Source organism: Pedobacter duraquae (assembly GCF_004362245.1).
GTDB classification, from domain to species: Bacteria; Bacteroidota; Bacteroidia; order Sphingobacteriales; family Sphingobacteriaceae; genus Pedobacter; species Pedobacter duraquae.
Genome location: NZ_SNWM01000001.1, coordinates 635,811 through 650,035 on the forward strand (window position 1 = coordinate 635,811; position 14,225 = coordinate 650,035).

The 14,225-nt window shown below is 41.4% G+C and carries 10 protein-coding genes; 4 read left to right on the plus strand and 6 right to left on the minus strand.

The window, feature by feature from the left end; genetic code table 11:
* The first annotated feature begins 136 nt into the window (after positions 1-136).
* The 3 genes from CLV32_RS02820 to CLV32_RS02830 all read left to right on the plus strand — a co-directional run bounded on the left by CLV32_RS02820 (position 137) and on the right by CLV32_RS02830 (position 5,734).
* Positions 137-1,729: a sigma-54-dependent Fis family transcriptional regulator gene (locus CLV32_RS02820; RefSeq protein ID WP_133552177.1), complete on the plus strand. Its 1,593-nt coding sequence runs from the start codon at positions 137-139 to the stop codon at positions 1,727-1,729.
* On the plus strand, positions 1,726-3,657 hold the full coding sequence (locus CLV32_RS23300) for a sigma 54-interacting transcriptional regulator (protein WP_133552179.1): 1,932 nt from the start codon (positions 1,726-1,728) through the stop codon (positions 3,655-3,657). Before CLV32_RS02820 ends, CLV32_RS23300 begins: the two co-directional genes overlap by 4 nt.
* Positions 3,658-3,793: 136 nt before the next feature.
* A complete protein-coding gene (locus CLV32_RS02830) occupies positions 3,794-5,734 on the plus strand; it encodes a sigma 54-interacting response regulator (RefSeq protein WP_208110936.1) in 1,941 nt (646 codons plus the stop codon).
* 6 nt (positions 5,735-5,740) lie between these two features.
* Here CLV32_RS02830 and CLV32_RS02835 read toward each other — a convergent pair whose 3' ends face one another.
* Positions 5,741-6,415 (minus strand): DUF2461 domain-containing protein, encoded by a 675-nt coding sequence (locus CLV32_RS02835; RefSeq protein WP_133552181.1) that lies wholly within the window; start codon positions 6,413-6,415, stop codon positions 5,741-5,743.
* A gap of 91 nt (positions 6,416-6,506) precedes the next feature.
* On the opposite strand from CLV32_RS02835, the gene CLV32_RS02840 reads away from it, so the two are divergent.
* Positions 6,507-7,733, plus strand: coding sequence for a DUF2931 family protein (locus CLV32_RS02840; RefSeq protein WP_133552183.1), 1,227 nt, complete (start codon positions 6,507-6,509; stop codon positions 7,731-7,733).
* A 614-nt stretch (positions 7,734-8,347) separates the two neighbouring features.
* Here the strand turns inward: CLV32_RS02840 and CLV32_RS02845 are convergent.
* The 5 genes from CLV32_RS02845 to CLV32_RS02865 all read right to left on the minus strand — a co-directional run bounded on the left by CLV32_RS02845 (position 8,348) and on the right by CLV32_RS02865 (position 14,118).
* The gene (locus CLV32_RS02845) at positions 8,348-11,239 is read right to left on the minus strand and encodes an ATP-binding protein (RefSeq protein ID WP_133552185.1); all 2,892 of its coding nucleotides are present in this window, start codon (positions 11,237-11,239) and stop codon (positions 8,348-8,350) included.
* Positions 11,240-11,335: 96 nt separating this feature from the next.
* Positions 11,336-11,950, minus strand: coding sequence for an ATP-binding cassette domain-containing protein (locus tag CLV32_RS02850; RefSeq protein WP_133552187.1), 615 nt, complete (start codon positions 11,948-11,950; stop codon positions 11,336-11,338).
* The gene (gene modB, locus CLV32_RS02855; protein WP_133552189.1) at positions 11,947-12,618 is read right to left on the minus strand and encodes a molybdate ABC transporter permease subunit; all 672 of its coding nucleotides are present in this window, start codon (positions 12,616-12,618) and stop codon (positions 11,947-11,949) included. Before modB ends, CLV32_RS02850 begins: the two co-directional genes overlap by 4 nt.
* 14 nt (positions 12,619-12,632) lie before the next feature.
* Positions 12,633-13,394 (minus strand): molybdate ABC transporter substrate-binding protein, encoded by a 762-nt coding sequence (gene modA / locus CLV32_RS02860; protein WP_133552191.1) that lies wholly within the window; start codon positions 13,392-13,394, stop codon positions 12,633-12,635.
* Positions 13,395-13,455: 61 nt separating this feature from the next.
* Positions 13,456-14,118 carry an NAD-dependent epimerase/dehydratase family protein gene (locus CLV32_RS02865; protein ID WP_133552193.1) on the minus strand — a complete coding sequence of 221 codons (663 nt, stop codon included), beginning with the start codon at positions 14,116-14,118 and terminating at the stop codon, positions 13,456-13,458.
* Between the last annotated feature and the right edge of the window lie 107 nt (positions 14,119-14,225).

Sequence of the window (14,225 nt, forward strand, 5' to 3'; positions counted from 1 at the left end):
AAATAGGAAGACTAAAATTTGTTTTACCAAATTAACCAACTGACAATGAATGAATAAAAAAATGATCAGCGAAATATCGTAATCATAATTTTCATATTTTCGTCAGTATACCGTATTATAGTTTTACCTTTAAGGCATGGAAAACGCGTTATCAGCTAAAAAAAACCGGGAAAATGCGGTTTTGCTTTCGCTAAGCAATGCCATAGCAACGATCAGGGACAAATCGGATCTTTTCGATGTGATTGACCAGAAACTTAAAAGTCTTTTCGATTTTGAGGATTTTGTGATATGCATCATTAGTGACGACCAGCAAACGCATAGCCCATTTTTATACAATCAAAGAGAAGATTTCCAGAAAAATGCAGGAATTGCGCCGGCCTCTACCAGAAGCTACACCATTGACGACGGTTTATGCCACGCGATGATGGCAACTACAGTACCTGTAGTTTTTGACGTTGCCGAGGTATTAGCCTGGGACAACCCTCCCGCCTGGCTGAGTTTCTGGCAAAACCTCGGTATCAAGGAAATGATTGGACTTCCAATATCTGACAGAGGTATCTGCGTTGGTTTCTTTTATCTCTACACTAAAGAAAAAAACGTTGTTTCCAATACTTATTACGACATCCTGCACAGCATATCCCTCCAGATCTCTGTCGCCGTATCTAATATCAGGGCAAACGAAAAGATAGCAGCACAATTACAGGAAATTAACTTATACAAACAGCAACTCGAGGAGGAGAAATCCTACTTACAAGAGCAGGTAGAAAAGAGTTACCGGCATAACGAAATCATAGGACAAGGTGCGGGAATACAAAATGTATTTCAACTTGTTGACCAGGTAGCTTCATCTGACAGCACTGTGCTTATCCTTGGCGAAACAGGTACTGGAAAAGAATTGATTGCGAGGGCTATCCACAATGGATCTCCGCGACAGAGCAAGCTCATGATCAAGCTGAATTGCGCTGCGTTACCACCCGACCTAGTAGAGAGTGAGTTATTCGGACATGAAAAGGGCAGCTTCACCGGCGCAACAGAGCGGCGTATTGGGAAATTTGAACTCGCTCACAATGGCACTCTTTTTCTTGATGAAATTGGTGAACTTTCTTTAGCACTGCAGGTGAAATTGCTACGTGCATTACAGGAAAAGGAGATTGAGCGTGTAGGCGGACGCAGCGTGATCAAGACAAATGTCAGAATTCTTGCGGCAACTAATAGAAATCTGGCACAGGAAGTAGAAGAAGGACGTTTCCGAAGCGACTTGTATTATCGACTCAACGTGTTCCCTATTACCATACCGCCCTTAAGAGATCGCAAAGAAGATATTCCGGACCTGGCAATGCATTTCATCAACCGTTTTGCAAAAAAAACCGGCAAAGATGTCAGAACATTAACGAAACACGTATCTAAAACTTTAATGGCTTATCCATGGCCTGGTAATATTCGCGAGTTGGAGCATCTGGTTGAGCGAAGTGTATTACTCAGTAAGGGTCCTGTGTTGCGTGAAGTATACCTACCTAAAGTTGAGCACATCAATCCCGATAACGGAGCCAAAGACAATCGGATAAAAACGATTTACGAAAACGAAAGGGATCATATCCTTACGACGTTGAAACTCTGTCGGGGAAAAATTTCCGGCGTTGGTGGAGCGGCGGAAATTTTAGGCATCCCGGCGACGACATTAAACTCGAAAATCAAAAAATTCCAGATCAAACGAGCGCATATACTATGATGACAGAACGTATTCTTATCGTCGAAGACGAATTTATAGTTGCCCATGACCTGCAGATGATCCTGAGTCATGCCGGCTATAAAGTAGCAGGCGTAGCAGACTCAGTCAAAAATGCATTGATTTTACTCGACAAAAAAGAAGTGGACCTGGTTCTGCTGGATATTTTTCTAAAAGGCAAACAGACAGGGATTGACTTAGCAAGAATACTAATGGAAAGGCAGATTCCATTCATTTACATTTCTGCAAACTCTAATGAGCGCGTGCTCGAAGCGGCAAAATCAACCCTACCTTACGGCTTTATCGTAAAGCCGTATCGCGAGAAAGATGTATTATTAAGCATAGACATAGCAAGATACAGAACCAACCACAGCCAAAATCTTAAAATAAGCAGCAAGCTATTTATGGAGGATTTCATTGTTAGCATTTCTATGAAACCTTTGAGTTGGCAAAAAAAGCTGTTACTAATTGCAGGTGCCTTTCAGCCTTATATACCTTTTGATTTTTTGGGAATTATAGGTATAACTAAAGATAAACTAAGATTTTCGGAGGTTGGGATATCAAGAAAACAATTTGACGAATATGAATTATTGCCTATTGATGAATTCCTGGAAGCTTCAGGAATCAATACTGCAGACAAAAAATCTACCCATTCCCTATTTCCTGAACATATAGACGATGCGATTTTTATGGGGGAAGCTTTTACCGATTTGACCGACCAAGTTCCTATTAAAAATCTTGTTGCCAAAACATATCATTTAAAATCCAATTTAATAAAATCGATAAGGCTTGACAACGGCGATTTAATCACTTTCTCATTCTACAGCAGGCTAGATACTATTTTCAAACAAGAGCATTTGGATTTGCTTCATGCACTCGAACCGACATTGATTGGTAATCTGGCTCATATTATTGAATTGGAAAAAGCAGAAGTATCCAGACAACAGGGCATCAAAGAACCAGTACCAACTGTTTTTAATCCGCCTCATGAAACTATCTTTCAAAAAATTATAGGTCGAAGTCCCGCAATATTAAATCTCCTCGATCAGCTCTTAATTGTAGCCCCAACCGATACTTCCGTATTAATTACCGGAGAAAGCGGCACGGGAAAGGAAATGATTGCGCAAAACCTGCACAGACTATCAGCGAGAAGAAATAAATCCATGGTTGCAGTAAACTGCGCGGCATTACCAGCAGATCTTATCGAATCGATCTTATTTGGTCATGAAAAAGGCGCTTTCACCGGCGCATCAAACCGCAGAATTGGAAAATTTGAGGAAGCTAATGGCGGCACCATATTTCTGGATGAAATTGGCGAAATGCCTTTTGACCTGCAGGCGAAACTATTGCGTGTATTACAGGAAAAAGAAATCGAACGGGTTGGCGGTGGCACTCCTATCGCTGTAGACCTCCGAATCATTGCCGCAACCAATCTGAACCTCGAAAAGGAAATTGCGAAGGGTAAATTCCGGTTGGATCTTTTCTTCAGGTTAAACGTGTTTCCTCTTGAAGTACCTTCATTACGTGCACGGAAAGAGGACATCGCTGTTCTTGCAAGCTATTTTATCGAAAAACATAGCAAAGAACTTGGGAAAATAATTACCGGGGCATCTGCAAATTTTATGGATCAACTGAGTCGTTATCACTGGCCAGGAAACATCAGAGAATTAGAGCATGTAATTATCAGAAGCATCCTGCTATCGAAAAAGCCTGAGTTACACGAAAATTTACTGGATTTTAATGTAGAAAAAGAAGAAAAAGCCGCCTTTTCCAGCACAAAGACTATTGCAGAAAACGAACGCGATCACATTCTAAACGTATTAAATCAATGCAAGGGCCGTATTTCGGGACCGGGTGGTGCGGCGGAATTGCTTGGAATTCCTGCAACGACATTAAATTCAAAAATGAAGAAATTGGGGTTGAGACGCTAAAGCCAATTGGGATGACCATAGTGAATTCACGATATATAGTGAGTTTTTTTGTTGCTGAAAAAATTAAAACACTAATATAAAGACGGTTACTAATTGGTATCGGAATTGTAATTAGCGCATAGTGGTTGATATAAAGATGATAAAAGAAAAAATCCTAATTGTTGAAGATGAATTTATTGTAGCAAATGATCTGCGGATCATGCTGGAAAAATCGGGTTATAAAGTTTGTGGCATTGCTCCATCTGTGCCGAAGGCGCTTGAACTCATTAAAACCAAAGCGCCGAACTGGATTCTGCTAGACATCTTTCTGCAGGGCGACAAAACGGGAATTGACCTTGCCGGGCAGCTTACAGAAATGGATATCCCATTTATTTACATTTCCGCAAATACAAACCAGGGCATCCTGGAAGCAGCAAAAGCAACCCTTCCCTACGGCTTTCTGGTAAAGCCATTTCGAGAAAAAGACCTTATGGTGATGCTCGATATTGCACAGTATCGCCACGCCCAAAAACAGAAATACACCAATAATACGGAGCCCGGACTTCAGCAGCAGCTTGAGCATATCTTTAGTAAAAACGAAGCGTTAGCCGAAAAGATCAAACAAGCTGGAAGCGTTTTAAATGCCGTGCTTCCATTTGATTTTTTATGGATTTCAAGGATTCAACCCAAGACAAGCACTAGAGACCTCTATATTCAACGCGTAAACAGCAACAGTTTTCGCACTTATACTGCAGATCAGTTATGCTCAGAACTCCTGGTATCATCACGTGACTTTAAAGTGTGGAATACCAATGCAACGCCCAATGCCGGAAAACCGATCTTCAACGGCTATGATTTCAGGAAGCTACGCATGGAAAGTAATTGGATCAAAGCGACGTCTGATCACTTTAAATTAGAATCAGCATTAATCACAGAACTTAAACTGAATGATGAAACTTTTCAGCTGATCTTTTTTTCTCATGCGCCAGAAATGTACACCAGGGTTCATTCAGATATGAGTGGCCGGTTTGAGTCTAGCCTCAAATTCATGATTGAGCAGTCTATTTATGGCAAAGACCTTTCGACTGCAGTACAAATCCAGGAAAGCCCTTCTATTCAGCCTGCAAAAATTGCAGTATTGGGCGATTTTAATGGGATTATCGGGAACAGCCGTTTGCTCCATACCGTGTTCGAAAAAATAACATTGGTGGCGCCAGACGATACCTCTGTGCTTATCCTCGGAGAAAGCGGCACCGGTAAAGAGAAAATTGCCCTGACAATACACAAACTTTCCCCTAGAGCTTCAAAACCACTAATTACAGTAAACTGTGCGGCATTGCCACTCTCCCTGATCGAATCTGAATTATTTGGCCACGAAAAGGGTGCATTCACAGGCGCCAACGAAAAGCGAATTGGTAAATTTGAGCAGGCAGATGGCGGATCCATTTTTCTTGATGAGATTGGTGAGCTCCCGCTTGAAGCACAGGTAAAACTGTTAAGGGTATTACAAGAAAAAGAAATAGAGCGCCTGGGTGGAAACCTGACAAAAAAGATCAATGTCCGCATTATCACGGCTACTAACAGAAACCTGGAAAAAGAAGTAGCCGAAGGCAGGTTCAGATTGGATCTTTATTACCGTTTAAATGTATTTCCAATTGAACTTCCTGCACTTCGTCAGCGGAAAGAAGATATTGAAGTATTGGTACATCACTTCCTGGATAAGTACAGTAAAAAGAACTCCAGGGCAGTTACCGGCATTTCTGCTGAAGCTTTAGCCAGTCTGCAGGCATATGACTGGCCCGGAAACATCAGGGAGCTGGAACACCTTATAGAGCGCAGTATGCTGATGGCCAATGGTACGGAAATAACTGAGATAGATCTACCTACTCCCAGCACCTCAGCCTTTGCTGAGGTTGGCGACAACTTCAAGGCAAAGACTATGGAAGAGATGGAAAGGGATCACATTATGCGCGTGCTTAAAATGTGTAACGGGAAAGTATACGGACCGGGCGGTGCAGCCGAAGTTTTAAATATACCTTCAACAACTTTAAACTCTAAAATTAAAAAGCTTGGGATTCGTTACGAATTTGTGAAATAACAAATACTAAAGGTCCAAGCCATTGGCATCAGTAGTTAATATTTCGCTCATGTAATTCAGAAAAGGCCGCATATTTACAAACGTTTGGACTACCAATTCAGCAAAATTTCCGTTGAGAACTTCGGCATCAGAAAATCTTTTAACAAGAAGAAATTGTTTATATCGGATTAAGTCGATATCCGGATGTGTAGTATCAAATCCTTTTGGTGCTGTCTTGAGCTGATCGCCCTGTAAGGCTTTGAAATCAGCAATAAAATCTGGCGCTTGCAGAATCTCGCGAAGCGGTGCGGCATCAAATGCCAGACTTTCCCGAACCAACTTAAGATCATCTGCATTTGGCCCCCAAAATCCTCCACCAATGAAGGTATTGCCCGGCTCAAGCTGAAAATAATAGCTACCTCTCCGCGACTTACCGGCTCTCTTAAAGCTTCCGCTCCAGTGTGTTTTATATGGCGTTTTATCTTTCGAAAAACGGGTATCCCGGTAAATACGGTAGAGACTCTTTTTCCCGGATAAGGTTTCAATCACATCTTGTTTATTCAGACCATCAAGTAGCTCATCGGCAAATGCTTCTATCTCTTGTTGCTCTTGAAGATACTCTTGCTTATGGTCTGCAAACCATGTTCTGTCATTATTATCTTTTAAGCTTTTAAGAAATTGAAAGTTCGAGACCTTGATCATACTACAAATATACTGCTAAGCAACCAAACACATCTATGCTTAAGTTGTTTTATCGGTATATTCATGCCCTTTAAAGACAACGCCCTTCTCTATGAGATCATTTAAAAAAGCTATTTTGCCGATCTTCCTGATTGTTCTCTGCTTTGCTACTGCCTTATATTTTTATTTGAAACGTGGAGACCCTGCCTGGAACAAAATGACTTGGGGAACAGCGGTGAGCGACCGGTATCTCTGGCCAATGATGGTTAGCACAGCACGCTTCATAACTCCGGACGGACTATCTATAGAAGTTTCAGAGTTCGGACATGAACAATACTATCCATTGAGCGGCAAGTGGGGTGTGGGAAATGGAGAAAATCACGGGAATAATGAGCCCCTACCTTTAAAACTAAGCATAGACTGGCTTTCACTCAGGGAGAAAACATGGTACAAGGGAGCGTTTGAATTACCAGAAGCAAGATTGGACAGTCTGTTTAAAGCAGTTAAAGGTGATCAGCTGGTTCTCGGTCTCGATACAGGCGGTGTTATTGTTCTGTGGGTTAAAGGCGCAGGCGGGAAACGAGAAGCAGCCACATTTACTGCCAGGGCTTATCAGCCTGACTGGAAAAATTCTGACCTCAGTCCGAAGGAAACTGAAAGTGCATACATGGATCGAGTTTACCAGCTGGTAACACCTGAAGAGCGCGATGCAATAGCGCTTGCACAACCACTCAAAGAGCAAAAAGCAAAAGATGGGGTATACACAGGTATCTATGAATTTATCGCAGAGATGCGGATGGAAGGTGATAATTTATTGCTGGTTCATAAACAACATGACTCTATGGCGCTCATTAATCTTGGAGGTGTACCGAAAGCACTGAATCAAGGAGATTTAATCCGGCTGGACTGGAAAATCCGTCAGCATAGTGCAAACCGGGATTCGGTAGCACCTGCACAAAGACAAGTGGTATTAAATGCGAGTCTTTTTGAGAAAGGTAAGCTCTCTAAGCTTATCGACAGACATATTCCTGATCTGGAGGGCGCTTATTTGACCACACACATCAGCGAACCCGGTAAAGAGCTGATGCAAAGAACCATAAGCTATTATCTCGCCAATTCTAAAGATAAGGATATCAGGAAAGCTGTTGATCTGGATAAAGCAGACATTAAATTTACCGTTGATGATTATGGCTTCAAAACAGAACGCGGCTACAAAATAGCGATTACACCCAATGTAGCAAACCCTTCATTTGCCCACTGGGTGTATTATTCGCCAAGACATTTATTCTATATTATGGAATGGGAAGAAGCCAGGAAACTGAAAGCACAAACTGAATAGCCGTTCATTCCGTTCAAGACTTAATCCCATTTGCAAGCGATTTATAAAATTTCGATGTTTGTTGAGAGAGCGTTAAGTTGCGGGGCAAGGCCGAGAGGTCTGCCCTGCTTTTTTTTACAGGTCAGCACAACATAATTAATGCAACATAGTTGAAATAACTATTATTTGGCTAACTTTAAGCATGCGAAAAAAAATAACATTCGGATTGCTTCTGTTAGTGGTATCTGTACTTTCCCCTTCTTGCAAACATGAAAAAATTGACACAAACAAAATCTATGGCCGATATCTAAAAAGTCATATCAGAAAATAGTGTTACGTCCTTGCTAATTCTGAAACCTATAAAACGTTCGAAGGCATTTTCCGCATACGTAATGTTTAGCTGGGATAAAGAAAAAGATCCTTTTAAACACGTAGCCTCTAGGTTTACGGATACAATCGTCATAGTTACAGTATGGGCATTTCACAGTGTTGTGAGAATATGGAGCGGCAGATATTCTGAGTTCTTGTTCTACATTCATTTAGGATTGATTGAGTGCTTAAGTGAATAATTGATGTAAAATTCACGAAAACGACAGAAACAAACCTGACAGAAACCTCAAGAGAACTGACAGAATTTAAAGCAAATCGGCAACATCCTTCCCAAAAGCCTCTTTAAACAGCTTACTGAAGTAGGCTGGAGTCTCAAAACCGGCCACGTAGGATATTTCAGCGATGGTTCTATATTTTCCGCTTTCGATAGCTTCTCTTGCAATTTGTAGCCTTATCGAACGTATATATTTATTAGGTGTTAATCCAGTAAGACGCTTAATGTTCCTGAATAACTGCCGTTCGCTTACTGCCATGGTGTAACTTACGGACGCCAAATCGACATCAATCTTACCAGTATTCTCCCGCACGAGTGCTTCCAGTTTTTTTAGCCAGGCCAAATCCGAAGGCGACACATACGCAACATCTGCTGCAACCCCAGATTCTTCAACAGCCCGTGTGTCATCCTCAGCATATTTCAGGCGTTCGCTTGCGTTAGCAACCAAGTTTCTGACACGTGCCAATAGTTCATTACTTACAAAGGGTTTGGTAACATAATCGTCTACCCCAATACTAAGCGCATTAAGTTTACTACCCGGATCTGCCAATGCCGTCAACATCACTACAGGAATTCTGCAGAACACTTCATGCGTTTTCAAACGGTTCAATAAAGTGAAACCATCCATTTCAGGCATCATCACATCGGAGATAATCAACGCCGGCGCAACATTAGCATCCTCAAGTAGTTTAAGTGCCTCCAAACCATTATTTGCAAATTCCACTGCATAATAGGGCCGCAAAATGGAGGCAATGTATGCTGACATCTCATGCTGATCTTCGACGAGCAAGATGTAACCTAACTTTTCAGCAGTTTCAGGCGGTGTTGGCAAAACCTCATCCGGTATTTGAATCTCTGGCTGTGTTACCACAAAAACTTCCTGGAGTTCCGTTGGAATTGTTATTTTAAAGGATGTCCCTTTTTGCAATGTGCTGGTTACCTGAATATTTCCACCAAGGAGTTCAGTAAATTCTTTCGCTATTGCGAGTCCTATACCCGTGCCGCCCTCTGCAGGGCTATCCGCTGTAGTTACCTGGTAGTAGCGGTCGAATATATGCTTAAGATCGGCTTCAGGGATGCCTTTTCCAGTATCAGAAACACTAACTATCAATTCCTGCGAAGTCACTTCAGCTAAAATTTTTATGCTACCATTTGCAGGCGTAAATTTCATCGCATTGCTGATCAGGTTATTTAATATTTTCTCAAGTTTATCTTTGTCCAGATTTGCGACTATATTGGATTTGATCTGGCTTAACAGTGAGTAATTTATTTTTTTAAATTTAGCCGCAGAATCGAAACCCTGAAAAATAACCTTTAAAAAAGCATCAAGTGCTACGGACTGGTTCTGCACTGTGATTTTTCCAGACTCCATTTTGGTAAGGTCCAACAATTCGTTCACCAGACTAAGTAACTTCCTGCTGTTTTGCCAGACAGTTTCTATATAGTTTTTCTTCAGCTCGGGATCCAGTTCATATGGACCTACATTTCTCAACTGATCTATCGGTCCGGCAATTAGCGTAAGCGGTGTTCTCAACTCGTGACTGATATTCGAGAAAAATTTAGTCTTCAGGTCATTGAGCCGAGCCAGCTGTCTGTTTTCTTCTGCGACCAGGTCAGCCTGCCTTTTCCTTTTATATAAAAACCATCTATAAATGCCGATCAAGCCTACGAGTACGATAACGGCTATCGTTATGCTATAATTCCGTTGCTGTTTCATCAACAACTCACTTGTATTTGCCTGTATAATACGTTTGTCGGCTTTATAATCCTGATCCAGCTTAGCTGCAGTTTCAATCTTATCAGCGGACACGAGGCTGTCATTTATGATTCTCGCTTTCTCAGCGTATCTAAACGCCAGTTCAAAATTTCTAAGCTTCAGATGAGCTTCCTTAAGTCTATTATAAATATTTCTTGAAAGCACATCGATCGTTGTTGTATCAGGGAGTAGTGCAACTGCCCTATTACCATAATTGATTGCTTCCTGATACAAGCCCTGATCAATTTTCACAGTCATAAGCTCATTCAAATCATGTGTTTCCAGATCCCTATATCCTTCCTTATGACTGATTTCAACTGCCTGCAAGAGAATTCGTTCGGCTTGGGCAAATTTATCCTGCATTTCGTAAAGTCGTGCGAGGTTGCCAAGTTCCCTTACCTGACTGAATTTGGATAATGTCGGAAAAAAAGTTTTGCTGACTACGATTTCAGATAATTTTGTTGCTTTAGCAAGATTCTCGGGGGTCTGCATACCCCGGTTAGAATAGATGGCAGACAGCATACTCGTCGAGAAAAGATACATTGCAGTATCTTTAATTTCAAGGCTTTCATCGGATGCTTGTTGCGCATATGGAAGTGCCCGCTGTGGTTGATTCATTTTGCGGTATACATCAGCAATACAGTTTTTACATTCAATCATTAACTCCCGCCATCCATGACCTTCTGCCTTATGGAGCATTTTAAATGCAATTGCCAAAGCTGCGTCATCTTTCCCTTCCCTGTTGAGCATATAAGCAACCATCAAAGGCGCTTTAATATAGGTTATAGAGTCTGTTTCGCTGGCTTCAGCAGCAGATTGTCTGGCAAACGCTAATGCTACCTTATGGTCTCCTGACCGAAATGCCCTTGTTGACTGTGCCAAATTAACCTGACTTGCCCAAACAGGATCGTTATTCTTTTTAGCCTCATCCAATAAAGACTTCGCATATACTGCCGCAGAATCATTGTCTTTAATCTTTTTAACTTTATTTGCCGATGAAAGCTGCTTGTAAAAACGAATTTGCGCTTCCGTTTGCGGTACTTTTCCAGACTTATTCTGTTTGGCAGGATTGTTTTGCGCCTGAATATTTCCCGGTATTGTGAAGAACAATAGCAGGGTTATGCAAAGAATTTTCGGGAAACGTTTGGCGAGATTCAGAGTATCCATTCTTACTGCTAAAAGTACACAACAAAAATAGTAACCAAAAATTAAATGGGATTATTTTAAACGCAACAGGTAAACCTTTAGTTAACACACCAACAATTAGAGCTCAAAATAAAAGTCTGCAAAACCCTTAAGCTCAAGCGGGTAATGTGTGGATACTAAACAGGTTGTCTTCATCTCTATCAGCAGCAATTTAAGGTCGGGAACAAGCTCCGCTTTCAATGCCTGATCCAACGCGGAGAAGGGCTCGTCCATCAATAGAAGTCGTGGTCTGGTAGTCAACGCACGCAAAATACTTAGTCGCTGTTGCTGACCACCTGAAAGTTCCCTTGGCCTTTGGTCTATAAAACGCTCCATCTTTCCCAATATCAATAAACGCTGGATAAGCTCAACATCTTTTGTCCCAAAACTAAGGTGTTCTTTAACCGTCATGTTTGGAAAAAGCGCGTAATCCTGAAAGACAAAACCGACTTTCCTGGCTTGCGTGGGTAGGTATAGGTTCTCAGTTGTATTCAACCATGTCTCTCCTTCGAAAGTGATGTGTCCATGCTCAGGCTTAACTAAGCCAGCAATAATCCGCAGCAGGGTGGTCTTCCCGGCTCCCGAGGGACCCGAAATGTGCGTTACTGCTCCTACGCTAAAATCAGTTTGGACTAAGAATTTTTCTGTTCCCTTAAAACGTTTGATTTCTTTGGTGATATGAACATGTATCATTCGAACGGGTTTTTTGCTGCGTGTTTATTAAAAATAAAAACAGTGACGACAATCGCGAAAGTAATTGCAAATAACACCAATGAGTAAAAATTGGCGCTTGAATAATCCATTTGCTCCACGGCATCGAATATGGCAATCGAGGCTACTTTGGTTTGATTTGGGATGTTTCCACCAATCATGAGGACAACGCCAAATTCGCCCAGGGTATGAGCAAAAGTCAATACTGATGCTGTAAGTATTGAGCCGGAAATGTTAGGGATAAGAATTTTGAAGAATGTTTGCGTGTGCGACTTGCCCATGGTGTAGGATGCCTCTGCGATAGAAGTTGGCAAATGGGCAAAAGCAGACTTTAAAGGGCTGATCATAAAAGGCAGGCTGTAGATCACAGAAGCAAGGATTAAACCTTCAAAAGAAAAAACTAAATGGATATTAAAATATTCGTTAAGCCATTTCCCTGGGCCGTTATTTGGGCTGAAGGCAAGTAGCAGATAAAACCCAAGTACTGAGGGCGGCAACACGAGTGGCATTGTAACGAGCGCTTCTATTACCAATTTAAACCAGGAGCTTTTTCGCGAAAGCCAGTAGGCAACAGGAACGCCGAGTACCAGCAAAATTAAGGTGGTGATTAACGCGAGTCTTAGGCTCAGCCAAATTGGTGTTAGGTCCATTTCGTTACTGAAAATTAGGGAATGATGTAACCATTTTGCTTCAAGATAGTTTGTGCCGGTGTTGACAAGATATAGGCATGGAATTTCATTGCGGCTTTATAATTTTCCTTTTTCGCATGGCTAAGCACCAACATGCCTTGTTCAATCTTTTTGTACGATTTTAGATCCACACGAACCCATTTCAATTTGTCGCTATCTTTTTGCTCATGCAGGAATGCCTCGGTTGTAAAACCGAGTGAAACGACACCCGTTGTGATATAGGTATTTATCTGACTAATGCTTCCACCATAGACCAATTGTGGCCTTACGCGTTCCATTAAATTATAATACACCAGTGATTCTTCTGCCGCTTTTCCATAAGGTGCGACTTTTGGATTTGCAATAGCAACTTTTCCTGCTGTGCCTAAGCTCAATATTTTCTGCCAGTTACCGACATCCTGCCCACTTGCGCTGCAAATTATGAGGCTGCCCTGGGCATATACCTGAGGCTTCGTTAAACTCAGATTATTTTTGTAAAGCAATTCTGGAAATTCCATATCCGCAGAAAGAAAAACATCAAAGGGGGCGCCATGTTCAATTTGAGTGGCTAATTTTCCTGAGGCACCTATTATCGCCTCAGTAGCAATACCTGTTCTTTTTTTAAAATCAGCCTGCAAAAGTTTGATGACCGATTGCGCATTTGCGGCTACCGCAATCCGCAAAGGCTGTGCCGAGGCTGCGAAGTGGAATAACGTGCATAATGTGGAAATGGCAATTATTTTTTTTATGATTCTCATCTTGTTTTATGAAGTGCAAATTTACATCGAAAACACAGCATTTGATCAATAGTTTTCGAGTCTATACCCGAGCAAGTCTTTTGATATCGGCAACTTCGAGGATTTGTTTTGAATATCCTTTCAGTACGCTATTAATCATTGATTTTCCTAGTTCATGCAATGTTATGCTTTGGTTAGGAAACAATGCTTTAAGCAATGGGAACATCCAATTTATCACTTTATAATATCCTTTAATATTTTGTTGTCCTACTGAAGGCTTCATCAAACCCGGTCTGAAGTTGTAGATGTTTCTAAATGGTAAACGCATCAGCGCATTTTCAGCCTTACCCTTCACACGTGCCCACATTACCCGGCCATTCTCAGAGCTATCAGTGTGGCTTCCCGAAATATGGCTATATACCACTGCTGGATTCAGCTTCAGAATTCTATCAGCAAAATAGAGGGCAGTATCATAGGTAATTCTTGAATATTCTGCCTCTTTAATTCCATTTGAGCTGATTCCTGCACAATAAAAGCAGGCATCATATCCTTTAAGTTGGTCCTCAAAAGCAGTAAGATTTAGGAAATCTGGCACAATACATTCCTTTAACTTGGGATGTTTCATTGCGTTTGCTTTACGATTTACCATCAACACTTCCTTAACCTGTGGATGTTGCAGACATTCCAGCAAAACTCCCTCTCCCACCAGGCCGCTAGCACCTGTTATAATTACTTTAATCTCCATATTCGAATATACTTAAATTTACGGCAGGCCTGACCTGATAACTATATGCAAAGTTAGATTTAAAAATAAGTATAGGCTTTGTTGAGTAGCTCAATTGCAGTTTGCTA